Origin of the sequence: Microbacterium helvum (genome assembly GCF_014779795.1) — a bacterium.
Taxonomy (GTDB): Bacteria; Actinomycetota; Actinomycetes; order Actinomycetales; family Microbacteriaceae; genus Microbacterium; species Microbacterium helvum.
On the sequence record NZ_JACXZS010000001.1, the window covers coordinates 347,227 to 368,307 of the forward strand.

The window sequence follows — 21,081 nt, forward strand, 5'->3', positions numbered from 1 at the left end:
CATCCCCTGCGGACCGTCCGCACCACCATCCTGTCCCCGGCGCGAGCGGGGAGGAAGAGCGCCACGCCCACACGATGCGTCCGGGCGCAAGGGCCGCCGTCACGGTGGCTGCCCGGTGGGAGGATGGAGCCATGGCCAGGCGTGCGACGGTGGTCGGAAGCGGACCCAACGGGCTCGCCGCCGCCGTGTCGCTCGCCCGCGCGGGGTACGAGGTGCGGGTGCTGGAAGCGTCGTCGACGGTCGGCGGCGGCGTCCGCACGGCCTCGCTGACCCTTCCCGGATTCCACCACGACGTGTGCTCGGCGGTGCACCCCGCGGCGCTGTCGTCCCCCTTCTTCCGCGCGTTCGGACTCGGCGAGCGGATCGAGTGGGTGCACCCGCGCGCGTCGTACGCACAGCCGCTCGACGGCGGCCGGGCGGCGATCGCGTGGCGCGACCTCGAGCGCACCGCCGATGCGCTGGGCACCGACGCGCGGGCCTGGCGGGCCGTCGTCCGACCGCTCACCCGCCACCTCGGCGATGTGGTGGACTTCGCCGGGTCTCAGCTGCTGCGGTGGCCGCGGCATCCACTCACCACCGTCCGTTTCGGGCTCCGCGCCCTGCAGCTGGGCTCGACGCTCGGACGCGGCACGTTCGCGACCGAGGAGGCGAACGCTCTGATCGCCGGCGTGCTCGCACACGCCAACACGCGCATGCCGTCGCTCGGCGCCGCCGCATCGGGACTGTTCCTCGCGGCGCACGCTCACTCCGCCGACGGCTGGGCGTTCCCGCGCGGCGGCGCGCAGATGATCGCCGACGCGCTGGTGGCCGACCTCTACGAGCACGGCGGCACGGTCGAGACGCGGCGCCACGTCACCTCGCTCGGCGAGCTCGACTGGGGCGACGCCGCTGCCGGCGACCTGTTGCTGCTCGACACCACGCCACGGCTGCTGCTGACGCATCCCGGACTGCCGCCCAGGTATGCCGCGGCGATCCGCCGCTACCGCTACGGCGCCGCCGCCGCGAAGGTCGACTTCGCACTGGACGCGCCGGTGCCGTGGGCTCACCCGGACGTCGCGCTCTCCCCCACGGTGCACCTCGGCGGCACGCGCGAGGAGATCGAGGCGAGCGAGAACGCCGTCGCCCGCGGCGGGATGTCCGAGCACCCGTACGTGCTGGCGGTGCAGCCGACGATCCTGGACTCGTCGCGCGCTCCCGCCGGCAAGCACGTGCTGTGGGCGTACATCCATGTGCCGGCGGCGTCGACGCTCGATCCCACCGAACTCGTGGTGCGCCAGGTGGAGCGATTCGCACCGGGCTTCCGCCACCACATCCTTGCCAGCCACGCGATGACCGCAGCTCAGCGGGCGGTGTTCAATCCGGCCGACGTCGGCGGCGACGTCCTGGGCGGCGCTTTCACCTTCGCTCAGGCGTTCCGCCGCCCCGTCGTGTCGACCAGGCCGTGGCGCACGCCCCTGCGGGGCGTCTATCTCGCCTCGGCGTCGACGCCGCCCGGGCCCGGAGTGACCGGCATGCCGGGCTGGTACGCGGCCCGTCAGGCGCTGCGCGACGCCGCCCGCCACGGGTACGGCGAGCGCCTCGAGCTCGAGGACCTGTTCGGGACGTGAGCCGATGGACGGGTGGGCGGCAGTCGACTTCGAGTTCGCGCGGCAGGTGCTGCAGCGGGGCATCGCGGCTCTGTACGTCGTGGCCTTCGTCTCGACGCTGAACCAGTTCCGCCCGCTCCTCGGCGAGCACGGGCTGCTGCCCGCGCCGGAGTTGCTCACGTGGGCGCACGGCGGTGTCGCGAAGGGACGCAAGTGGTCCCCACGCCTTCTCCACGCGCCGCTGACGCGTCGCGCGGAGCCTCGCGGCGCGTGGGCCCAGCTTCACCCCACCGTGTTCCGGTACCTCCGGTACACCGACCGGCGCCTGGTGGCGCTGTGCGTGGGCGGCGTGGCCGTAGCCGGAGCGCTGGCCGCCGGCATCCCTCAACTCGGTCCGCCGTGGGTGCCGATGCTGTGCTTCCTCGCACTGTGGCTGGGGTACATGTCGATCACGTCGATCGGCCAGACGTTCTACGGGTTCGGGTGGGAGATGCTGCTGCTGGAGGCCGGGTTCCTCGCGGCGTTCCTCGGCTCGGACGACCAGCCGCCGCCGACCGTCGTGATCGTGCTGTTCTGGTGGCTGGTGTTCCGGCTCGAATTCGGCGCGGGGATGATCAAGATCCGCGGCGGGCGAGAGTGGCGCGACCTCACCGCGCTGACCTATCACCACGAGACCCAGCCGATGCCCGGCCCGCTCAGCCGCCAGGCGCATCTGCTGCCCCGCTGGTTCCACAAGGGCGAGGTGCTGGGCAACCACTTCGCGCAGCTGGTGGTGCCGTGGTTCCTGTTCGCGCCGCTGGCCGGGCTCGGGGTCCCCGGTCCCGTGCCGGCGATCGTCGGCGCGGTCGCCGCGGCGATCGTGATCGCGACGCAGCTGTGGCTCGTGCTCACGGGCAACTTCGCGTGGCTCAACTGGATGACGATCGTGCTCGCGTTCTCGGCGATCGGCGTGCCGGGAGTGGGACGGGTGGATGCCGGCGGTGGGGCATCCGCTCTCCCGGTGTACTGGGTCGTGGTGACGTGCGCGATCGGGCTGCTGTACGCATGGCTCAGCTGGGCGCCGCTGCGCAACCTGTTCGCCCGCCGCCAGCTCATGAACGCGAGCTTCAATCGCTGGCAGCTGGCGAACGCCTACGGCGCGTTCGGCACGGTGACGAGGGAGCGCATCGAGATCGTCGTGGAGGGCACTCTCGACGACGACCCGCACACGGCTACGTGGCACGAGTACGGGTTCAAGGGCAAGCCCGGCGACCTGCGCCGCATCCCCCGGCAGTTCGCGCCGTACCATCTGCGGCTGGACTGGCTGATGTGGTTCCTGCCGCTCGGCCGGTCGCTCGACGACTGGTTCACAGCGTTCCTGGTGAAGCTCCTCGAAGCGGATGCCGCCACCCTGCGCCTGCTCGACGACGACCCGTTCGCGGGTCAGCGGCCCCGCTATGTGCGGGCGGTGTCGTACCGGTACCGGTTCACGACCCGCGCGGAGTTCCGCGAGAGCCGCGCCCGCTGGAAGCGGGACCGGCGGCGGCCGGTGATGGGCCCGGTGTCGCTGCGCGGGTGAGGGATGCCGGCGCCCGCGGTCGGCGGCATCCCGCTGTCCTCCGCTCCCGGCCCGTCTGTCTCGTCTCCGCCTCTTCCGCGAGACCGCGCGATAGCACCGTCTGTCGAACCGGGCCGGTGCTGTCACGCGGTCTCGCCCCGCGGCCCGGCCAGAAGGGCGGGTCAGGGCATCGGGCCGCCGGTGTCGGCCGACGACCGGCGGGTGCGACGGCGGGCGGTGAGGTCGACGATGGCCACGAGGAACGCGAGCGCCAGGAACACCCCGACCGACAGCATCCCGAACGCGTACGCATCGTGGAACACGACCAGGTCGTCGTGCGAGCCGGACTCGCGATAGATGGCCGCGTAGAACATCGACAGCGCGACCGCCGTGCCGACGGCGGCGCCGATGCGCTGACCGAGCTGGCCGACGGAGCCCGCCAGGCCGCCCTGCTTCACCGGGATGTCGGCGAGAGTGAGCGTCTGGTTCGGGGCGATGACCAGACCGCCGCCGGCGCCGCCGATCGTCATGACGACGGCGGCGATATAGGGCACCCACGCCGGATCCGAGTACAGCGCCGTGAGCACGAGGCCGGCCACGCAGAGCATCATGCCGACGAGGCCCCACACCACGACCACGCGGCCATGCGTGTTGACCAGGTTGCCGCCGACCCACGACGTGATCGCGCTCGCGAGCGCGAAGCCGATCGACACCATGCCGGCGTACACCGGCGCGAGCCCGAGCCCCAGTTGGAGGAACAGGGTGGTCACCAGGAACATCGCGGGCGTCGCGGTGAAGTACGCCGTCTGCAGCAGCGTGCCGTTGCGGAACGACTCCACCCCGAACAGGCTCAGCGGCAGCAGCGGGCTGCGACCGCGGGACGCGTAGCGGCGCTCCCACGCGATGAACGCCGACACGAACAGTGCGAAGGCCGCCAGCATCCACCAGCGTGCCGGGTTGTCGGTCGGCGCGCCGGTCGTGAACAGGAACGGCCACATGAGCGAGACGACGCTCAGGCCGAACAGCAGTACGCCCACCGGGTCCAGCTGGACCGGACGCTGCGACCGGGTGCGGGTGTCGGGCAGCAGCCACAGCGCGAACGCGATCGCGATCAGGCACAGCGGCACGTTCATCCAGAAGATGAGCCGCCAGCCGTCGGTCGGGCCACCCAGCGCGATCAGCAGGCCGCCGAGGGTGGGTCCGAACGCGGTGGCCACGCCGATCGTCGCTCCGAACAGTCCGAAGGCGCGGCCCCGCTCCTTGCCCTGGAAGAGCTCCTGGGTCATGCCGATCACCTGCGGCATCTGCACGCCGGCGGCCGCACCCTGCAGCAGCCGCGCCACCAGCAGGAACCCGGCCGTCGGGGCGAGAGCGCAGGCGATGCTGGTCAGCGTGTACAGCGACAGGCCCACGACGAACAGCGTGCGGCGCGAGCGCTGGTCGCCCAGTCGCCCCATGGGCACGAGCGTGAGCCCGAACGTCAGCACGAAGCCCGACACGATCAGCTGCAGCTCGGTCGACCCGGCTCCCAGCACCTCGCCGATGGACGGCAGCGCGACGTTGACCTTCGTCATGTCGAGGATCGTGATCGCCGCCACCGAGGCGCACACCCAGAAGGCGCGCCATCGCGCACCTGAGCTGAGCGGGATGACCGCCGTGTGTGCGGGCACCGGCGCCGCACCCGAGCGAGGCTGATCGGTCTTCGACATCAGGTTCAGGCTATCCCCGCACGATGCGGCGGCAGTCGCTCGGGGGCGAGAATGGTCGGATGAGACTGCTCGTCGCCGCCCTCGAATCAGAGCTCGTCGCCTTCGAAGCGGAGCTGCCCGGCTTCACGAGGCTCGTCACGGGCCCGGGCAAGCTGCAGGCCACCTACGCGCTCACGCGCGCGCTGGATGCCGCGCCCTACGACGAGATCGTGGTGGTCGGCACCGCGGGCGCGATCGATGCCCGGCTGGAGGCATCCGTCTACGAGATCTCGGCGGCGATCCAGCACGACGTGACCGACATCGACGGCATCGTTGGTCAGCACGTCTCGCTGCCGAGCCGTATCGAGATCGCCGGCGAGGGTGTCACCATCGCCACCGGCGACCACTTCGTCGACGACGCCGAGGCGGTGGCCGTCATCCGGCCCCTCGGCGCGGGACTCGTCGACATGGAGACGTACGCGTACATCTGGGTGGCCGAGCGTTTCGGCGTGCCGATCCGCGTGCTCAAGGCCGTATCGGATCGTGCCCAGGACGGCGCGATCACCGACTGGCACGCCGCCGTCGCCGCCTGCAGCCACCAGCTGCGCGACCGCATCCGCGACGACTACGGCGTCTGATCCCGCCCTGCACTGCGGGACCAGACGCCGGCGAGTGGATGCCGCCCCTCAGGGCGTCATGACACCCACTGCGTCTTCGGCCAGGTGAGGGCGGCGAGCGCCGCCTGTCCTGACAGCGAAGGGTGGAAGTAGTCCCGCGTCGAGATCTCGGACTTCACGAAGGCGTAGTTCGCGACCGCGCCGCCGTCGTAGCGGCACTTCGCCGTCGCCGCGCACGCCTCAGACAGCGCCTGGTTGAACTCGTTCACCCGCTGCTGCACGGCCGCGCGACGCTGCACATCGGCCGTCGCGGTGCTCGTCGGGTTCGCGAGCATCGACTTGCAGGTTCCCAGGATCGCCCAGATGAACCGCGCGGTGCTGCTGCCCTTGTTGAGGTCGTACATCCGCTGGAGGTTCGGGATGCTGGCGACGAAGATCTCGGGCGACGATGGGCCGGCTGCGAGCGAGGCGAGGGCCGCCAGCACGTTGGCCTTGAACGTCGCGGTCGCCGTCATGCCGGCGACCGTGGTGGTGCACGCGTCGTTCGCTCCGATCTCGATCGTGACGTACTGCGCCCCTTGTGCGACGGCCTTCTGCGCCTGTGCGGGCAGCGCCGCTGAGGCGGCGCCCGAGACCGCGTCGTTGTACGGCACCAGTGCGGTCGCGCCGGCGGCTCGCAGCCGCAGATAGTGGGAATTGACCGTGGTCGTCGAGCCGGTGGACCAGCTGTTGGCGGGACAGGCGGTCAGGCTCGAGCACGTCATCGCCGCCTGTGAGATCGAGTCGCCGAGGGCTGCCATGCGGACGATCTGCGCCGGCGGCGGTGCAGCGTTCGCGGCGGAGGCCGAGGCGAGCGTCCCGGCGAGGAGAAGCGCGGATGCCGCGAACGCGGCGAGGGCGCGGCGCGCCCGGGTGGAAGTGTGCACAGTCGACTCCGTACGTCGTCGTGACGGGTGAAGGCGCGGCAGGCGGCCGCGGCCGGAGTGTGACCGGCGGTTCGGGCGGGATCGCGTGTCCCCCAGGATGCGATCTGCCGCGTACAATACACCCGCGTATCCGGCCCGCAACAGTGGGAGTTCTCCCGGTGGCGGTCGGCCGGCCGATGTGCTGAGTGGCCGCTCAGCCGGGGACGACCGCGCCCTGGCTGATCACACTCGGTCCCTGCGGGGTCGCCTCGACGACGAGCTGGGCCGGCAGCTGCTCCTTCATGGCCGCGACGTGGCTGATCAGCCCCACCGTGCGTCCGCCCTGACGCAATTCATCCAGCGTGCGCATCGCCAGGTCGAGCGTCTCGTCGTCGAGCGAGCCGAAGCCCTCGTCGACGAACAGCGTGTCGAGGCGAACACCGCCGGCCCGCGCGGTGACGACCTCGGCGAGTCCGAGTGCCAGCGCGAGCGACGCGAGGAACGTCTCGCCGCCCGACAGCGACTGCGCGGGGCGCGCCTGACCGGTGAAGGCGTCGAGGATCTCGAGGCCGAGTCCCGACGCGGCGCCTCGTGCCGCACGTGCGTCGGTGTGCTGCAGTCGGTAGCGCCCCGACGACATGTCGGACAGCCGGTTGTTGGCCGCCGCGACGATCTCTTCGAGTTCGGCCGCGAGGACGAAGGTCTCGAGATCCATCTTCATCGTGTTGGGCGCGCGTCCCGCCAGCGTGTCGGCCAGGCGAGTGATCGCGGCCGCGTCGTCTGCGCGTGCGCCGATTCCCGCGCAGGCATCGTCGATCTGCAGCCCGAGGTCGCGCAGTCCTGACACCAGGGTCCGCGCGCGGTGTTCGACATCGAGGGCGGCTGTGCGAGCCTCGTCGGCTGCCGTGAGCGCAGCCTGCGACTGCGCCGTGTCGATCGGCTCGTCCGGCGCGCCGGCGAGCTCCAGTTCGAGCTCGAGCACGCGGGCCCGTGTCGCGGTGAGCTGCGCTTCATGCGCGGCGACGCGGTCGGCGATCGCGGTCACGACCTCGGGCGGGCGCAGCGCTGCCGTAGCGGCATCGACGCCGGCGAACGGCGAGGCGTCCACACGCAGATCGAGATCGACGCGGGCGGTCTCGTACGACGCGGCGGCGCGCGCCGCCTCGTCGCGGGCGCGGAGCGCCGCGCGCGCGGCCTCGCGCACCGCCGTGGCGTGCGCGACACGTTCCGCCACCGTCGAGTACGGCCCACGGGCGTCGTCGACCGCGCGTCGCATCGCCTCGATCGTGACGCCGAGCGCGGCGACCCTGGTGCGCGCGGCCGCGAGCGCCTCGGCGAGCACGGTGCGCGATGCCTCGGCCTCGGCGTCCAGCTCTGCCAGCTGTGCACGCTGCACCGCGATGGCGTCGCGACGGGCGGCGGCCTGCTCAGCGGCCGCGACCTCGTCCGCCGCTGTCTGCAGCTGCGCCTGCAGCGCCTCGACGGTCTCACCGCCTGCCCGCGCGGCGGCATCGGCGTGGCTCTCGCGCGCGATGCGCGCCGCATCGGACGCGGTGCGCTCGGCAGCGGACGCGGAGTCGCGCTCGGCCTCGGCCTCGGCCAGGAGCTCGTCGGTGACGGGCTCGTCCGACGGGGCTGCGGGACTCGGGTGTTCGAGGGCGCCGCATACGGCGCACGCCTGTCCGTCGACCAGATGGGTGGCGAGCTCGCCCGCGTAGCCGTCGAGGCGGCGCTGCAGGAGCGCGGCGACGCGGGCCGCCGTGCTCGCCGCGACGCCGGCGGCGTCGCGATGCGCCTGCTCGGCAGCCTGTCGTGCCACAGCCAGACGCACGGCGTCTTCGGCGGCGACGAGACGCCCTGCGATCTCGGCCTGGCGCGCACGGGCCGGCTCGAGGAGGGCCGCCTGCTCACGCGCCGCCGCGAGTTCTGCGTCGAGTCGGTCGAGCTCTGCGGGCACCGCCTCGCGCTGGGCGTCGAGCGCGACCACATCGCCTTCCAGGCGCACGACGTCGGATGACGCCCGGGTGTGCTCGGCCACGTGCGCGGCCAGCTCGCTCTCTTGTGCGGCGGCCGCCGCCCAGATCGCGAGGTCGCCGGTGAGCTGCTCGACGAGTGCGGCGAGCCCGGCGTCGGATTCGCGCGCCGAGCCGGCCACGCCGTCGGAGCCGGTGGGGTCATGGGACCCGGCCACACCATCGGACGCGGTGACGCCGTCCGGATCTGCGCCGCTGTCCGAATCGGCGCTGTGCGCCGTGCGGCGCCACGCGGCGTCCGCGGCTGCCTGTGCGGCGGCGGCGGTCGCCGCGAGTTCGCCGGCTCGACGCGCGGCGTCGAGCGGAGCGCGCAGCGCCTCGGCGGCGCGCGCCTCGGCGAGGACGACGCGGTCGGTGCTGATGCTCGCGGCCGCGTCTTCGAGGGTCGACAGTGTCGCACGCGCCCGTGCGAGATCGCTCTGCGACTTGGCCAGTGCGACGAGCGCTGCATGTGCGGCCTCAGCCGCGCGTCGAGCGGTCTCGGCCGCGTCGCGATCGCGGGACGCGGTGTCGAGTCGGTACGCGGCCCGCTGCCCGGCCAGCTCGACAGCGGCGCGCCGACCGGCGAGATCGCGCGTGGACCCGGTCGCTGCGAGGTCGGCCGAAGCGGCCGTGCCGGGCGCCGCCGGATCGGAACTCGCTGCGCCGCCCGCGACTGCCGCCGCCGGCTCCCCCGGTGCCCCCTGCGTGGCCGGTGCGTCGTGCGTGGCCGGTGCGTCGTGCGTGTCCAGGCCGTTCGCCGAGATGAGCCGCTCGGCCTGGTCGAGCAGAGTCCGGGCGCGCTCGCCCAGAGCCTCGACCTCGTGCTGTGCCTGCTTGCTGCGCTCGGCCAGCGCGCGCGTGTACTCCTCATACCGGCGCGTGCCGAACAGCGCGCGCAGCAGCGACTGCCGCTCGCCGCCGGAGGCGAGCAGGAACCGCGAGAACTTGTTCTGCGCGAGCAGGATCACCTGCTGGAACTGCTGTGCGTTGAGGCCCAGCACCTCGTCGAGAAGCAGTCCGACGTCGCGGGGACGCGCCGCGCGGCCGATCCATTCCCCGTCGACGAGCTCCTCGAGTTCGGCCCGGGTGGGCTCGGCGGTGAGTCCGCCGCCACGCCGCGCGGGGCGCTGATACTCGGGCGCACGCGTGACGCGCCACCGACGATCGCCCACCGTGAATTCCAGGCGCACCTCGGTCGGGTCCTCGGGCTCGCAGTAGTCGCTGCGCAGCCGTTTGTCGCCGGAGTCGTAGCGCGGCACACTGCCGTACAGCGCGAAGCACACGCCGTCCAGGATGCTCGACTTGCCCGCGCCCGTGCGTCCCGTGATGAGGAAGATGCCGTCCCGCTCGAACGCGTCGAAGTCGACCGTCTGGGACTCCCGGAACGGACCGAAGCCGGTCAGCTCCAGCCGATGCAGTCTCATGCGGTCGCCTCCGCGCGGACCCGCTCGTCGAGCAACTCGCGCACGAGCTCGGTCTCACGGCGCGTCGCCCCCTCGCCGTCGCGCACATGGGCGAGGAAGGCGTCGACGAGCTCGGCGTCGCTGCCCGCGCTGCGCACCCTCTCGGCGTAGGTCCGCGGGGCGTCGACGCGGCTCACGGGCGGCGCGTGCCGCACCTCGGCGCAGAACGGGAATCGCGCCAGCAGGCGCCGCATCGGATCGCGCTGCGGCAGCGCATCCGTGTACTCGGCACGGACCCAGTCGCCCTCGTGCGCCGCGAACCGCTCGTCGGCGAGCAGCTCGTCCAGGGTCGCGGTCAGCGTCGTGAGGGCGCGCGGCACAGGCAGCGGCATCCATTCGACATCTCCGAGCCCGTCGGCCCCCAGCTCGACGAGCCACGAACCGCGGGGCTTGTGGCCCTCGTCGAAGCTGTAATGCAGCGGCGCCCCCGCGTATCGCACGTGCGGAGCGAGCTGCTGCCGGCCATGGATGTGCCCGAGCGCCATGTAGTCGACACCGTCGAACGTCGAAAGCGGCACGATGTCGAGCCCGCCCTGCTGGATGTCGCGCTCGAGGTGCGGCGTGGGCTCGACGCCGGCGGCGAAGCAGTGCGCGATCGCCACCGTGCGCCCGCCGCGCGCCGTGGCGTCGCCGCGCACGAGGCGCATCGCGTGCTCGAGGACATCGGCCTGCGAACGGACGCCCGGCCACTGCGCCCGCATCAGCACCGGCTCGAGGAAAGGGATGCCGTAGATGTGGACGGGTCCGTCCTCATCCGAGACCGTCACCGGGGTGCCGATGGACCCGGGGTCGGTGAGGACGTGCACGCCGTCACGCAGGAGTGCGGACTGGAATCCGAGGCGCGCCGCCGAGTCGTGGTTGCCGCTGGTCACCACGACCGTCGCACCGGCGTCGGCGATGCCGCGCAGCGCGTCCGAGAGCAGGGTGTACGCGCCCGCGGCGGGCGTGGCCGAGTCGAACACGTCGCCGGCGACGATCACGACGTCGACATCGCGATCGCGGACCTGCGCGATCAGCGCCTCGAGCACGCCACGCAGCGCATCGAGCGTGGCGTGGCCGTGGAACGACCGCCCGATGTGCCAGTCCGAGGTGTGCAGGATCCGCATGCAGCCACGGTACGTTCGGGCTCCGACATCCTCGCCGAGGCAGGCCGCGCAGACGCCGATCGCCCGCCGCCAGCGACACGACCGGCGGTGCGCGGCCCTGCGCGCGCACGACGGACGTATCGTGGAACATGGCGCTCACCCCGGAACCGGCCCCGCTGGCCACCGTCGTCGCCCTCGTCGGCGCCGACAGCGACGAGCTGCTGAGCGGCCTCGCGGATGTGCCGGCGCTCGTCGCCCTCTCGCTGCGCGACGCGCAGCCCGCCGCTGCCGCGCATGTGGTCGCATCCGTTTCACTGCCGTACGTCGTCCATGACGCCGATCCGCTCGTGCACGTCGCGGCGGCCTGGGTGGAGCTCTACGAGGAGCGTGCGACGCTCGGCTCTCTCGACGCCGAGGTCGAGGCCCTGCTGACGCTGTTCGCCGCCGGCGAGGCGGTCATGCCCGATTACTATCTCGTCGCCGGCCCCGAGGCGATCGAAGGGACCTGGCGGCACTGGTGGCTCGGCGCGCTGGCGCACCACGCACCCTCGCGCGTGCTGCCGGTCGAGGCGTCCGGTGCCGCCGTGCGCGCACGGCTGCGCGCGCTCCCTGCTTCGCGGCCCTGGCCCGCCCCGTCGTCGTGGCTGCCCGGCGTGCGTTTCGACATCCCCGATCGCGTCGGCCTGCGCGATCAGCCCGGCGCCGCCTGACATGGCGCCGGTGGAACGGTTCGCGCACGCGGGCGCCACGGTCGTCGTGGAGCGCACCGGGCACGGCACGCCGGTGTACGTCCTCGTCCACGGGATCGGCATGGGGCGCAGTGTGTTCGGCGACCTCATCCGGCACCTGCACGACGGTGAGGTCGTCGCGGTCGACCTGCCGGGGTACGGCGAGGCGCCGGAACCCGCGCGCGTGCTGACGATGGAGCGCACGGCCGACCTCCTGGCGGCGTTCCTGCGCGAGCGCGTGGGCCGCCCTGTCGTCGTCGTCGGACATTCCATGGGCGCGCAGGTCGCGCTCGAAGTGGCGGTGCGGCACGCCGCGACCGTCTCGCACCTGGTTCTCGTCGGGCCGACCGTCGATCCGTCCGCCCGGACCGCACCGCGTCAGCTGTGGCGGCTGCTGCGCGACATCGCCGTGGAGAGTCCCCGCGTGATCGGCCGCGGGACGCGGGAGTACGTGCGCGCGGGGCCCCGCCTGCGCGCGAAGTTCCGCGCGATGCTCGTGCACCGCCCCGAGAAGGTGCTGCACCGGGCGCAGGCCCCCGCGCTCGTGATCCGCGGCGAGGACGACCTGGTCGCGCCCCGCGCCTGGTGCCGGCGCGTGGCCGAGGGGCTGCCGCGCGGGCGCCTCGTCGAGATCGCGGGGCACGGTCACGAGACGATGATCAGGGATGCCGCACCCGCCGCGCGCCTGATCCGCGCGTTCGCGCACGACAGCGGGTGAGTGCCGCGGCGGCTGCCGGGTGGCGGCGGATTCCTGCCATCCCGGACCCTGCCGGCAATGTCGGAACCCCCTCGTAGGTTGGCACTGTCGAACCAACGGAGGAAACCATGTTCGCTGTATTCGCCGCCGAACAGCAGTACCACCACGACACCCGCACGAGGGAGCAGGAGCGCCTGATCCTGGCCGCCATCCGCGAGCGCTCCACCCCCGTGCCGGCGCTCGGCGGAACCATCGCCCCGAGCCGTCGGCACGGCGCGACGCCGGTCCGCCCGCAGCGCGCCGCGTGGCCGCGACCGATCGGGGTGCACGCGCACGACGACGCCGGCGCGAACTGCGTGCTCGCCTAAGCCGGCGCGTTCTCGTCGCGCTGCGGGGGCTCCGAGTTCTCGTCGGCGTCGCCCGCAGAGATCTGACGGGCGAGCTCATCGAGCTCCGCGCCCGACACGTCGACGCCCACCTGCCCCAACCGCTCGCGCAGGACATGCACGATGCGATCGGCGGGAGCGGTGCCGGTGTCCTGCCGCGTCTGCGCCACGACGCCGGTGATCGTCTCCAGCTCGGCCGGATCGTCGCGAGACAAGCCCGGAAGGCGGTCGTCTTGCGACGCGTCCAGAGGCTGCTCGCTCGTGCGCGCGTCGGCCGTGTCCATGCCGTCGCCCTCCGCCACGCCGTCGCCCTCCGCCGCGTCGGCGTGCGGCCGCGGGTCCCGGATGACACCGACCCCCACCGCCTCATGATCCGGCTGGTCGCCGCCCGGAGCAGAGCGTCCGGTCGTGCGTCCCTCCGCGTGGTCAGGGCTGCTGTCCGTCACCGTCACGGCTCTTCCCCTCTCTCGGCGGCCATGTCCGGGTCGGTGCCGCGTCGTGCCGCCTCGCCCTCGACCGGGTCGTCAGGCTGCAGCGCGGCATCCGTCAGCAGGTCCGCGTCCGCGTCCGCGTCTGCGGTGCGCTCGCGCGACTCCTGGTCGTCCACCCGTTCCCAGCCGCCTGCCGGAGCGGCGTCGACCACACCCTCGGGAAGGTCCTCGGATCGATCGCGTTGCATGACTGCTCCTCTCGTCGACCTCCAGGGTCGGGCCCGCAGGCGCGGGACGACACGGGGTTGACAAGAGCGGTCAGTGCCTCGTCAGAAGACGCGGTCAGGCGCGCGCGTTGAGGATGCCGCGGTGCGAGGGGTTCTCGTCGAACCAATCGGCGACGTACCAGCAGACCGGGATCACCTTGCGGTCGCCACTGCTCTCCAGCTCGGCGACCGCCCGTCCGACCAGCTCGCCGGCGTAGCCGTGCCCGCGGAAGGTGGGGACGGTGTACGCGCGGGTCATGGCGACGGTCCGGCCGTCGTCGCGGTAGTCGAGGATGCTCACGAGGTCGTCGCCGCGGTGCAAGGTGTACCGCGAGGCGTCCGGCTCGTTCGCGAAACGCAGCTCGTTCACCCGCACAGGGTACGCCCGGGCGGGCACAGCAGGGCGCACCACGACGGATGTCGCGGTGATCACTCAGGCGCCCCCGCCCCGGGTTGAGCAAACTGTCACATTCCGACACGATCGAGCCGCGGCATCCGGGCGATTTGACGTATTCCGACAAAGTCGGTCATAATCGGCCTCATGACTGACAACGCGCATTCTCTGTCCGCCCGGGAGGCGAACAGGACTGCCGGCATGATGATGGCCGGCCGCGCTGTCATGTGTTGTCGAATGTGCCACTAGCACGGTGACCCCCGTCGGACTCCTTCTCCGCTTCTGAACACGGATCGCATGGAGTCCCCCGAAGCACCGGTCATGTGCGTCGATCACGCGCACCCGGATCCGCTTCGCACACCGCCCAACGTCGGGCACCAGCCCTCTTCGGGCTCCCGGCCGATCAGGGCCGCAGCACATCCGAACCCGGCACCGTCATCCGGGTTCCTTCCGCAAGGACCATCATCATGTCGACCACCGCACTCCTCGACCGCCCCGCCACCGCTCCCGTCCGTCACCTCCGCGCCGTGAACCACCCCGCCCGCGTCGAGACCCCCGCTGCGCCTGAGGCGCAGCCGGCCGGCCGCACTCTTCCCGCCGGCACCGCGCCGCGCGGCTTCGCGCTGTACGTCGGCATCGACGAGGCCAAGGCCGCGGCGAACGGCGTCAGCCTCGGCGTCCTCGTCGACGCGCTGCGCCGCACTCTCGCCGACCTCGCCCCGACCGCCGAGACCTACGCCACCGTCGCGCTGGCCCCGGTCGGCTCCGGCGGTCGCGACGTCGACGTCGTGCGCCTGGCGCTGCACGAGCCCTCGGCGATCGCCCGCACCAAGCAGGAGGAGCCTGAGGACGAGGAGCACGCCGCCGGCGGTGTCGTCGTCGACATCTCGCGCAAGCGCGTGCTCATCGACGGCGAGTCCGCTGCGTTCACGTTCAAGGAGTTCGAGCTGCTGCAGTACCTCGTGCTGCGCGAAGGTCGCACGATCGAGCGCACCGAGCTCGTGACCTCGCTGTGGCAGGGCACCTCCGACGAGGACGCGCCGGGCGAGCGCACCATCGATGTGCACGTCCGCCGCCTGCGCGCCAAGCTCGGCCGCTACGAGGACATCGTGCGCACCGTGCGCGGTGTCGGCTACCGCTTCGACCGCCACGCCGATGTCGTGATCCGCTACGGCCACGGCACGCCTTCGCCCGACCGCTTCTGACGGCTTCCGCCTCGAGGCGAGGGGAGCGGATGCCGGTCCCCGGCCGCTCTCGCAGCTCGATGTCGGTGGTCCCGGCGTAGGGTGGGCGGCATGACGACGTCGCTCTCGCGCATCCCTCGCACGAGGGACGCCGAGCGATTCCAGGCGCGCAACGGCGCGACTCGCGATCCGCGGCCGACATTCGAGCGTCCGCTCGAGACCGAGTACCGCCCGCGGCACGCGCTGGATCTTCGTCGCACCGTGCTGTACCAGCGACACGGCGCGGGCGACCCGACCATGACGGTGTCGGGCACGGTGATCTGGCGGGCCAGTCGCACGCCCGCGGGTGTCGCGACACTCGCGATCCGCGAGACCCACCCTGGCGTGGTGCGGGGCGCCGCGTGGGGTCCCGGCCGCGAGTGGGCTCTGGGGCAGCTGCCGGCACTGTGCGGCTCCGATGACGATCCGTCGGGATTCGACGCCTCGCAGCATCCCGTCATCGCCGACGCCCATCGCCGCAACCCCGGCCTGCGTCTCTCGCGCACCGACCTCGTCTTCGACGCCCTCGCCAGCGCGATCTTCGAGCAGAAGGTCACCGGGATGCAGGCGTTCGGCGCGTGGCGCCGTGTCGTCACATGGTGCGGGGAACGCGCACCAGGTCCCACGCCGCAGCCGATGTTCGCGCCGCCGTCGATCGAGGGCTGGCAGCACGTGCCGTCGTGGGTGTGGCACCGAGCCGGACTCGAGCCGCCGCAGTCGAAGGCCCTCGTGCGCGCCGCGAGACGCGGCGACGCGATCGAGCGTGCGGTGCTCGCCGCCGAGGACGGCGAGGCCGTCGACCGCGTGCTCGTCAGCCAGCCCGGGATCGGCCCGTGGACCTCGGCCGAGACCCGCATCCGCGCTCTCGGCGATGCCGACGCGGTGAGCGTCGGCGACTTCCACCTCGCCCACCATGTCGGCTATGCGCTGGCCGGCGAGCGCACGGACGACGACGGGATGCTGCGGCTCCTGGCCGCATGGCCCGGCCACCGCCAGCGCGTCATCCGGCTGATCGGCGCGAGCGGAGTCGTCGAACCGCGACGCGCTCCGCGACTGCACCCTGAGGACCACCGCGACCGCTGAGGCGCGCTCCGGCAGGCTCGGCGAGCGCACTCCCCTTGTCGATGTCGGAGGGGGCGAGCACACTGGGACGCGCCACGCGGCCGGGCGCGGCATCCATTGATCCGATTCAGGAGTTCGACATGCCCAGCCTCAACCCGTATCTCTCGTTCCGCGACCAGGCCCGCGAAGCGATGACCTTCTACCAGAGCGTGTTCGGCGGCGATCTCGACATCTCGACGTTCGGCCAGTTCGACGGCATGGTGCAGGATCCCGCCGAGAACGACCTCGTCATGCACGCGCAGCTGACGAGCCCCGACGGATTCGTGCTGATGGGTTCCGACACGCCCAGCGGAATGACCTACGAGAAGCCGGCGGGCATCTCGGTGTCGGTGAGCGGCGACGACGAAGCGTCGCTGCAGGGCTTCTGGGACAAGCTCGCCGATGGCGGCACGGTCACGATGCCGTTCGACACGCCGCCGTGGGGCGGCAGGTTCGGCATGCTGACCGACCGGTTCGGAATCGACTGGATGGTCGCCCTCAACGCCTCGCAGCCCTGAGTCCGGGCAGCGTCAGAGGTACGCGCTGTCGTCGATCGCCGACGGGGCGGGGCCGAGTTCGTCGAGCTCTGCCCACACTCCGTCGGGGATCGGCGCCGCCGCCAGCTCGTCGAGCTGAGCCAGACGCGCGGCCGACGACACCCCCACCACGGTCGTGTCGACCAGCGGCGAGCGCAGCGAGAAATGCAGAGCGACGCCGGGCAGCGTGACGCCGTACGACGCGCACACCCGCTGCAGCTGCGACACCCACTCCTGCAGCTGCGGCGATGCCGGACGGTACGCGTACATCGCGCCTTCGCGCGGACCCGTGGCGAGGATGCCGGCACCGAACGGCGCGGCATTGAACACGGTCATGCCGCGCGCTCGAGCATCCGCGAACACCGGTTCGGCGGAGCGGTCGACGACGGTGAGGCGATTGTGGATGAGCACGGCGTCGAAGACGCCGGTCGCGACATAGCGAGCCATGAGCGGCACGGGCCCGGCGGCGACGCCGATCGCATCGACGCGACCGGATTCACGCAGCTCGATGAGCCCTTCGACGGCGCCGCCGCGACCCATCGCCTCGTCGAAGGTCACCGAGTACGGATCGTGCAGATGCAGCAGCGGGAGCCGCTCGACGCCCAGCCGCGCAGTCGTCTCGTCGAACGAGCGCAGCACCCGGTCGCGATCGAACACACCGGTGCCGGGTTCGCTGTCGACCTTCGAGATCACGCGCGTCGCCGCGTCGGCGCCGATCCGGGCGATCGCACGCCCGAGCACGGCTTCCGAGCGGCCTCCGGCGTAGTTGTTCGAAGTGTCGACGAAGGCGTGGGTGCTCGCGAACAGGCGCTCGGCGAACGCCACCGCCGCTTCTTCTTCTGCGGATCCGGGTTCGGTGTCGCGGCCGAGGCCCGAGGTGCCGATGGTGAGCGGGCTGACGTTCAGGGTCATGCCTCCAACCTATCGACGCCGTCCGCTGCGTCCGTCGCGGCCCTAGGCTGGGCGACATGACCACGACACGCAAGGGCTGGACCCGCGGCCACTCCGGCTGGGCCTTCGGCACGGTCCTGATGTTCACCCTGGGGATCGTGTTCGGACTCATCTGGGGCAACGTGCTGCTGGGCATCGTGCTCGCGGCGGCCGTGTCGATCGGGTGGCTCATGGCGTACGAGTCGTGGCGCGGCCGCAACGTCGGGCTGGAGAACCGCGACGACGACGGGGCTCAGCTCTAGCGACAGGCTTCGCTCTACCCCTGGCGGCCGCCGCGACGTATCGTGAGCGCCAGGAGGTGGTCCTCATGCAAGCCAAGGTCGGCGATCGCGTGATCATCCATGGCCGGGTCGTCGGGGCGACGGAGCGCGCCGGAGACGTCGTCGAGATCCGCGGCAGCGACGAGAATCCGCTCCTCGTGGTCCGCTACGACGACGGTCACGAGGCGATCCTCTCCCCCGGCAGCGACTGCGAAGTCCGTCACGCGCCGTGACCGCTCAGCCGTCCGCACGGGCGGCCGGGCGTCAGCCGAGCAGCTCCGGACGCGACGGCTCCTCACCCCGCACGTGCTCGGCGAGGAACGCGAACACCGTCTCGTACCAGACCACGGCGTGCTGGGGCTTCAGCACCCAGTGATTCTCGTCGGGGAAATACAGGAACCGGTGCGGCATGCGCCCTTCGGCGTCGGCGTGGTGCTCGGCTAATTCCGACCACAGGCGCAGCCCTTCGCCGAGCGGCACGCGGTAGTCCTTGTCGCCGTGCACGACGAGCAGGGGCGTGCGGATGTCGGCGACGAACCGGTGCGGCGAGTGCTCGAGCATCGCCTCGGGCGTGAAGATGCGCTGCCAGTACTCCGAGCTGTCTGTCGTGCCGGCGAACTGGTCCAGCGCCCACAGGCTCGCGTGCGTCACGATCGCACGGAAGCGGTCGGTGTGCCCGGCGACCCAGTTCGCCATGTACCCGCCGAACGACCCGCCCATCGCGGCGGTGCGGCTCTCGTCGATGTCGTCGCGGGCCTCGACGGCGTCGGTGATGGCCAGCAGATCGGTGTAGGGCTTCGCGCCCCAGCTGTTCCAGCCGCGCGCGATGAACTCCAGGCCGTAGCCGGTCGACAGGGCGGGGTCTGGGAGCAGTACGGCGTAACCCCGGGCGACGGCCAGCAGCGGCGCCCAGCGCCAGCTCCACGCGTTCCAGCTGTTGAGCGGGCCGCCGTGGATCCACAGCAGCAGCGGCGCCGGAGCATCCGCCGACGCCCCCTCGGGAAGCAGCAGCCAGCCGCGCACGCGAGCGCCGTCCTCGGCCTTCGTCTCGACCTCGGTGATCGTCCCCGGCGCGGTCGGCGCGGGCGCAGGCGTGGCCAGCGGAGTGACCGCGCCGTCGCGGTCGATGCGCACCGGGTGCGGCGGCACGACCCACGACGAGCGCAGGGCGACCACTCCGCCGCCGCTGCGGTCCACCGCGACGTGCGTGTAGGTGAAGTCGTCGCGCGTCAGCTGCACCGGCGCGGCACTCCCCTCGTGTCCGCTCCCGAGCGGCAGGCGGAACACCGGCCCGCGTCCGTCGTCGTCGGCCGTCGCGATGAGCGACTCGTCGTCGCTGTCGAAGGCGAGAGATGACGCCCAGCGGTCCCACTCCGCCGCGATGCGACGGGGCGCTGCGCCGTCGATGCCGGCGACCCAGACCTCGTAGTCGGTGGGTCCCGAGGGAGTGCTCTTCACCGTTCGCAGGTACGCGATGCGTGTGCCGTCGTGGCTGACCGCGGGCATCTCGAAGTCGACGTCGACCTCGTCGAAGAGGTCCGTGCGTGCGCCCGTCGCCGTGTCGATCGACACCAGCACGCGGCGTCCTCCGCGCTGCTCGCGGCGCTCGAGCGACACGATGAGCACCGAGCCGTCCGGGGTCAGCGCCGCCTCGGCGTGGTCGAGCGACCGCCCGGGCTTCGGGGTGAGGTCACGCGGGCGCGGCAGCGTCGCCGGGTACGGATTCGGGTCGGCAGCGGGTGCCGCGTCGTCGGTCGCCGCATCGGCAGAGGCTGCGGCATCCATCGACTCCTCGACGACGACAGCAGCGATCGAGTCGGCGAGACCATCGATGTCGAGCGCGAACAGGTGCGGCTGGGCGGGCCCGAGGTCGTGGTCCCAGTAGCGCACCGGATAGGTGTCGTGCAGGATGGCCGAGACCTTCTTCTCCTTGCGCTTCGCGCGCAGCGCAGCGTCGGCCTCGATCGTCTCGGACGAGGGAAGAAGGGATGCCGCCAGCACGAGCCGGGCGCTCCCCGCGGCCGTCGCCGCGATGCCGTCGACGCCGCCCGCGAGCCGCGTCACGGCGCGCGCCTCGCCGCCGGCGGCCGGCAGCAGCCAGAGCTGGCCGGACTCGTCGTCGGCGTCGCCCTCGGCGTCGGGGCGGGCCGAGACGAACAGGATGTCGCCGTTCGCGGTGAACGCGGCGCCCGCCTCGCCCTTCGCAGAACGCGTGAGCCGGCGCGGTGTGCCGCTGCCGTCCGCCGGGACGGCCCACAGCGCACGCTCGTAGCCCGTCCCGTCCTTCTTGAGCACGGCGACGGTGAGGACCGCGGTCTGCCCGTCCGGCGAGAGCGCCAGCGCCTCCACACGGGGAAGAGCGAAGTAGTCGGTGAGCGAGTCGAACGGGGTGGGGGACGCCATGCGTCCACCGTACCCGCGGAGCCAGGAGCATGATGGGGAGCGGAGGCAGGAGAGGAGTCGGTCATGAGGATCGCGGTGGCCGGAGGAACGGGCGTCGTCGGACGCCACGTCGTCGAGGCGGTGCGCGCGAACGGCGATGAGCCGGTCGTGCTGAGCCGCGGCACGGGCGTCGACCTGTCGACCGGAGCAGGGCTCGACGCCGCGCTGGCGGGCGTCGACACCGTCGTCGACACCTCGAACATCGAGACACTCTCGGCCAAGAAGGCGACGAGATTCTTCGAGAGTGCGACCGGCAACCTCGCCGCGGCCTCGGTGCGGGCGGGCGTCCGCCACCTCGTCACCCTGTCGATCGTGGGGATCGATCGGATGCCGCACGACTACTACGCCGGAAAGCTCGCGCAGGAGCGGGTCGTGGAGTCGTCGCCCGTTCCGTGGACGATCCTGCGGGCCACGCAGTTCCACGAGTTCGCCGGTCAGATGTTCGCGCGGGGCAGGATCGGGCCGCTGCACGTCGCCGTGCGCGCACGCGTTCAGCCGGTCGCCGCACGGGAGGTGGGCGCGCGGCTCGCGGCGCTCGCCCAGGGCGCACCCCAGGGCCGCGCCGCAGACCTCGCCGGGCCGCGCGAGGAGCGCCTCGAGGACATGATCACGCGATATGCGCGGCACACCGGCCACCGCGGCTGGATCCCTTCGGTGAGCCTGCCCGGACCGCAGCTCAAGGCCATGCGCGCCGGGCTCGCGCTGCCCGGCGCGGGAGCCGTGCTCGGCACGCAGACGTTCGAGGAGTGGCTCGCCGAACTCACATGACG

At 72.3% G+C, this 21,081-nt stretch carries 21 protein-coding genes; 12 read left to right on the forward strand and 9 right to left on the reverse strand.

Annotated features, from left to right (window positions below):
* Nucleotides 1-131 precede the first annotated feature (131 nt).
* Both IF188_RS01540 and IF188_RS01545 read left to right on the forward strand, forming a co-directional pair.
* On the forward strand, nucleotides 132-1,607 hold the full coding sequence (locus tag IF188_RS01540; RefSeq protein ID WP_191170012.1) for a phytoene desaturase family protein: 1,476 nt from the start codon (nucleotides 132-134) through the stop codon (nucleotides 1,605-1,607).
* A 4-nt stretch (nucleotides 1,608-1,611) separates the two neighbouring features.
* Nucleotides 1,612-3,144, forward strand: coding sequence for a lipase maturation factor family protein (locus tag IF188_RS01545; RefSeq protein ID WP_191170013.1), 1,533 nt, complete (start codon nucleotides 1,612-1,614; stop codon nucleotides 3,142-3,144).
* A gap of 161 nt (nucleotides 3,145-3,305) precedes the next feature.
* Here the strand turns inward: IF188_RS01545 and IF188_RS01550 are convergent, their stop codons facing one another.
* The gene (locus IF188_RS01550; RefSeq protein WP_224751272.1) at nucleotides 3,306-4,832 is read right to left on the reverse strand and encodes an MFS transporter; all 1,527 of its coding nucleotides are present in this window, start codon (nucleotides 4,830-4,832) and stop codon (nucleotides 3,306-3,308) included.
* A gap of 59 nt (nucleotides 4,833-4,891) precedes the next feature.
* Here IF188_RS01550 and IF188_RS01555 point away from each other — a divergent pair, with 59 nt between their 5' ends.
* Nucleotides 4,892-5,449 carry a phosphorylase family protein gene (locus IF188_RS01555; protein WP_191170014.1) on the forward strand — a complete coding sequence of 186 codons (558 nt, stop codon included), beginning with the start codon at nucleotides 4,892-4,894 and terminating at the stop codon, nucleotides 5,447-5,449.
* Between the two features lie 56 nt (nucleotides 5,450-5,505).
* On the opposite strand, the gene IF188_RS01560 is transcribed toward IF188_RS01555, so the two are convergent.
* From IF188_RS01560 to IF188_RS01570, 3 genes are all read right to left on the reverse strand, one after another.
* A complete protein-coding gene (locus IF188_RS01560; protein WP_191170015.1) occupies nucleotides 5,506-6,354 on the reverse strand; it encodes a GDSL-type esterase/lipase family protein in 849 nt (282 codons plus the stop codon).
* 193 nt (nucleotides 6,355-6,547) lie between these two features.
* The gene (locus tag IF188_RS01565; protein ID WP_191170016.1) at nucleotides 6,548-9,772 is read right to left on the reverse strand and encodes an AAA family ATPase; all 3,225 of its coding nucleotides are present in this window, start codon (nucleotides 9,770-9,772) and stop codon (nucleotides 6,548-6,550) included.
* Nucleotides 9,769-10,917, reverse strand: coding sequence for an exonuclease SbcCD subunit D (locus IF188_RS01570; protein WP_191170017.1), 1,149 nt, complete (start codon nucleotides 10,915-10,917; stop codon nucleotides 9,769-9,771). Before IF188_RS01570 ends, IF188_RS01565 begins: the two co-directional genes overlap by 4 nt.
* Before the next feature lie 128 nt (nucleotides 10,918-11,045).
* Here IF188_RS01570 and IF188_RS01575 point away from each other — a divergent pair, with 128 nt between their 5' ends.
* The 3 genes from IF188_RS01575 to IF188_RS01585 all read left to right on the forward strand — a co-directional run bounded on the left by IF188_RS01575 (nucleotide 11,046) and on the right by IF188_RS01585 (nucleotide 12,689).
* Nucleotides 11,046-11,606, forward strand: a complete 561-nt coding sequence (locus IF188_RS01575) for a hypothetical protein (protein WP_191170018.1) — start codon at nucleotides 11,046-11,048, stop codon at nucleotides 11,604-11,606.
* 1 nt (nucleotide 11,607) lies between these two features.
* A complete protein-coding gene (locus IF188_RS01580) occupies nucleotides 11,608-12,342 on the forward strand; it encodes an alpha/beta fold hydrolase (protein WP_191170019.1) in 735 nt (244 codons plus the stop codon).
* A 107-nt stretch (nucleotides 12,343-12,449) separates the two neighbouring features.
* The gene (locus IF188_RS01585; RefSeq protein ID WP_191170020.1) at nucleotides 12,450-12,689 is read left to right on the forward strand and encodes a hypothetical protein; all 240 of its coding nucleotides are present in this window, start codon (nucleotides 12,450-12,452) and stop codon (nucleotides 12,687-12,689) included.
* Here the strand turns inward: IF188_RS01585 and IF188_RS01590 are convergent.
* The 3 genes from IF188_RS01590 to IF188_RS01600 all read right to left on the reverse strand — a co-directional run bounded on the left by IF188_RS01590 (nucleotide 12,686) and on the right by IF188_RS01600 (nucleotide 13,774).
* The gene (locus IF188_RS01590) at nucleotides 12,686-13,159 is read right to left on the reverse strand and encodes a hypothetical protein (RefSeq protein WP_191170021.1); all 474 of its coding nucleotides are present in this window, start codon (nucleotides 13,157-13,159) and stop codon (nucleotides 12,686-12,688) included. The two genes, IF188_RS01585 and IF188_RS01590, sit on opposite strands and share 4 nt — an antisense overlap.
* Nucleotides 13,156-13,386: a hypothetical protein gene (locus IF188_RS01595; protein WP_191170022.1), complete on the reverse strand. Its 231-nt coding sequence runs from the start codon at nucleotides 13,384-13,386 to the stop codon at nucleotides 13,156-13,158. Before IF188_RS01595 ends, IF188_RS01590 begins: the two co-directional genes overlap by 4 nt.
* Nucleotides 13,387-13,480: 94 nt before the next feature.
* The gene (locus IF188_RS01600) at nucleotides 13,481-13,774 is read right to left on the reverse strand and encodes a GNAT family N-acetyltransferase (protein WP_191170023.1); all 294 of its coding nucleotides are present in this window, start codon (nucleotides 13,772-13,774) and stop codon (nucleotides 13,481-13,483) included.
* 491 nt (nucleotides 13,775-14,265) lie between these two features.
* On the opposite strand from IF188_RS01600, the gene IF188_RS01605 reads away from it, so the two are divergent.
* The 3 genes from IF188_RS01605 (at nucleotide 14,266) to IF188_RS01615 (ending at nucleotide 16,640) form a co-directional block, all read left to right on the forward strand.
* Complete coding sequence (locus IF188_RS01605) at nucleotides 14,266-15,003, forward strand: winged helix-turn-helix domain-containing protein (protein WP_191170024.1); 738 nt, start codon at nucleotides 14,266-14,268, stop codon at nucleotides 15,001-15,003.
* A 90-nt stretch (nucleotides 15,004-15,093) separates the two neighbouring features.
* Complete coding sequence (locus IF188_RS01610) at nucleotides 15,094-16,104, forward strand: DNA-3-methyladenine glycosylase family protein (RefSeq protein ID WP_191170025.1); 1,011 nt, start codon at nucleotides 15,094-15,096, stop codon at nucleotides 16,102-16,104.
* A gap of 119 nt (nucleotides 16,105-16,223) precedes the next feature.
* The gene (locus tag IF188_RS01615) at nucleotides 16,224-16,640 is read left to right on the forward strand and encodes a VOC family protein (RefSeq protein ID WP_191170026.1); all 417 of its coding nucleotides are present in this window, start codon (nucleotides 16,224-16,226) and stop codon (nucleotides 16,638-16,640) included.
* A 12-nt stretch (nucleotides 16,641-16,652) separates the two neighbouring features.
* Here IF188_RS01615 and IF188_RS01620 read toward each other — a convergent pair whose 3' ends face one another.
* Nucleotides 16,653-17,570, reverse strand: coding sequence for an aldo/keto reductase (locus tag IF188_RS01620; RefSeq protein WP_191170027.1), 918 nt, complete (start codon nucleotides 17,568-17,570; stop codon nucleotides 16,653-16,655).
* Nucleotides 17,571-17,626: 56 nt separating this feature from the next.
* Here IF188_RS01620 and IF188_RS01625 point away from each other — a divergent pair, with 56 nt between their 5' ends.
* A complete protein-coding gene (locus tag IF188_RS01625; protein WP_191170028.1) occupies nucleotides 17,627-17,851 on the forward strand; it encodes a hypothetical protein in 225 nt (74 codons plus the stop codon).
* Between the two features lie 65 nt (nucleotides 17,852-17,916).
* On the forward strand, nucleotides 17,917-18,102 hold the full coding sequence (locus tag IF188_RS01630; RefSeq protein WP_191170029.1) for a DUF1918 domain-containing protein: 186 nt from the start codon (nucleotides 17,917-17,919) through the stop codon (nucleotides 18,100-18,102).
* 31 nt (nucleotides 18,103-18,133) lie between these two features.
* Here IF188_RS01630 and IF188_RS01635 read toward each other — a convergent pair whose 3' ends face one another.
* Nucleotides 18,134-20,272: a S9 family peptidase gene (locus IF188_RS01635; RefSeq protein WP_191170030.1), complete on the reverse strand. Its 2,139-nt coding sequence runs from the start codon at nucleotides 20,270-20,272 to the stop codon at nucleotides 18,134-18,136.
* Between the two features lie 63 nt (nucleotides 20,273-20,335).
* On the opposite strand from IF188_RS01635, the gene IF188_RS01640 reads away from it, so the two are divergent.
* Nucleotides 20,336-21,079 (forward strand): SDR family oxidoreductase, encoded by a 744-nt coding sequence (locus tag IF188_RS01640; RefSeq protein WP_191170031.1) that lies wholly within the window; start codon nucleotides 20,336-20,338, stop codon nucleotides 21,077-21,079.
* Nucleotides 21,080-21,081: the final 2 nt, after the last annotated feature.

Coding starts and splice junctions, on each gene's coding strand:
- IF188_RS01540 (WP_191170012.1), top strand. CDS start 132: ATGGCCAGGCGTGCGACGGTGGTCGGAAGCGGACCCAACGGGCTCGCC.
- IF188_RS01545 (WP_191170013.1), top strand. CDS start 1,612: ATGGACGGGTGGGCGGCAGTCGACTTCGAGTTCGCGCGGCAGGTGCTG.
- IF188_RS01550 (WP_224751272.1), bottom strand. CDS start 4,832: ATGTCGAAGACCGATCAGCCTCGCTCGGGTGCGGCGCCGGTGCCCGCA.
- IF188_RS01555 (WP_191170014.1), top strand. CDS start 4,892: ATGAGACTGCTCGTCGCCGCCCTCGAATCAGAGCTCGTCGCCTTCGAA.
- IF188_RS01565 (WP_191170016.1), bottom strand. CDS start 9,772: ATGAGACTGCATCGGCTGGAGCTGACCGGCTTCGGTCCGTTCCGGGAG.
- IF188_RS01570 (WP_191170017.1), bottom strand. CDS start 10,917: ATGCGGATCCTGCACACCTCGGACTGGCACATCGGGCGGTCGTTCCAC.
- IF188_RS01575 (WP_191170018.1), top strand. CDS start 11,046: ATGGCGCTCACCCCGGAACCGGCCCCGCTGGCCACCGTCGTCGCCCTC.
- IF188_RS01580 (WP_191170019.1), top strand. CDS start 11,608: ATGGCGCCGGTGGAACGGTTCGCGCACGCGGGCGCCACGGTCGTCGTG.
- IF188_RS01585 (WP_191170020.1), top strand. CDS start 12,450: ATGTTCGCTGTATTCGCCGCCGAACAGCAGTACCACCACGACACCCGC.
- IF188_RS01595 (WP_191170022.1), bottom strand. CDS start 13,386: ATGCAACGCGATCGATCCGAGGACCTTCCCGAGGGTGTGGTCGACGCC.
- IF188_RS01605 (WP_191170024.1), top strand. CDS start 14,266: ATGTCGACCACCGCACTCCTCGACCGCCCCGCCACCGCTCCCGTCCGT.
- IF188_RS01610 (WP_191170025.1), top strand. CDS start 15,094: ATGACGACGTCGCTCTCGCGCATCCCTCGCACGAGGGACGCCGAGCGA.
- IF188_RS01615 (WP_191170026.1), top strand. CDS start 16,224: ATGCCCAGCCTCAACCCGTATCTCTCGTTCCGCGACCAGGCCCGCGAA.
- IF188_RS01620 (WP_191170027.1), bottom strand. CDS start 17,570: ATGACCCTGAACGTCAGCCCGCTCACCATCGGCACCTCGGGCCTCGGC.
- IF188_RS01625 (WP_191170028.1), top strand. CDS start 17,627: ATGACCACGACACGCAAGGGCTGGACCCGCGGCCACTCCGGCTGGGCC.
- IF188_RS01630 (WP_191170029.1), top strand. CDS start 17,917: ATGCAAGCCAAGGTCGGCGATCGCGTGATCATCCATGGCCGGGTCGTC.
- IF188_RS01635 (WP_191170030.1), bottom strand. CDS start 20,272: ATGGCGTCCCCCACCCCGTTCGACTCGCTCACCGACTACTTCGCTCTT.
- IF188_RS01640 (WP_191170031.1), top strand. CDS start 20,336: ATGAGGATCGCGGTGGCCGGAGGAACGGGCGTCGTCGGACGCCACGTC.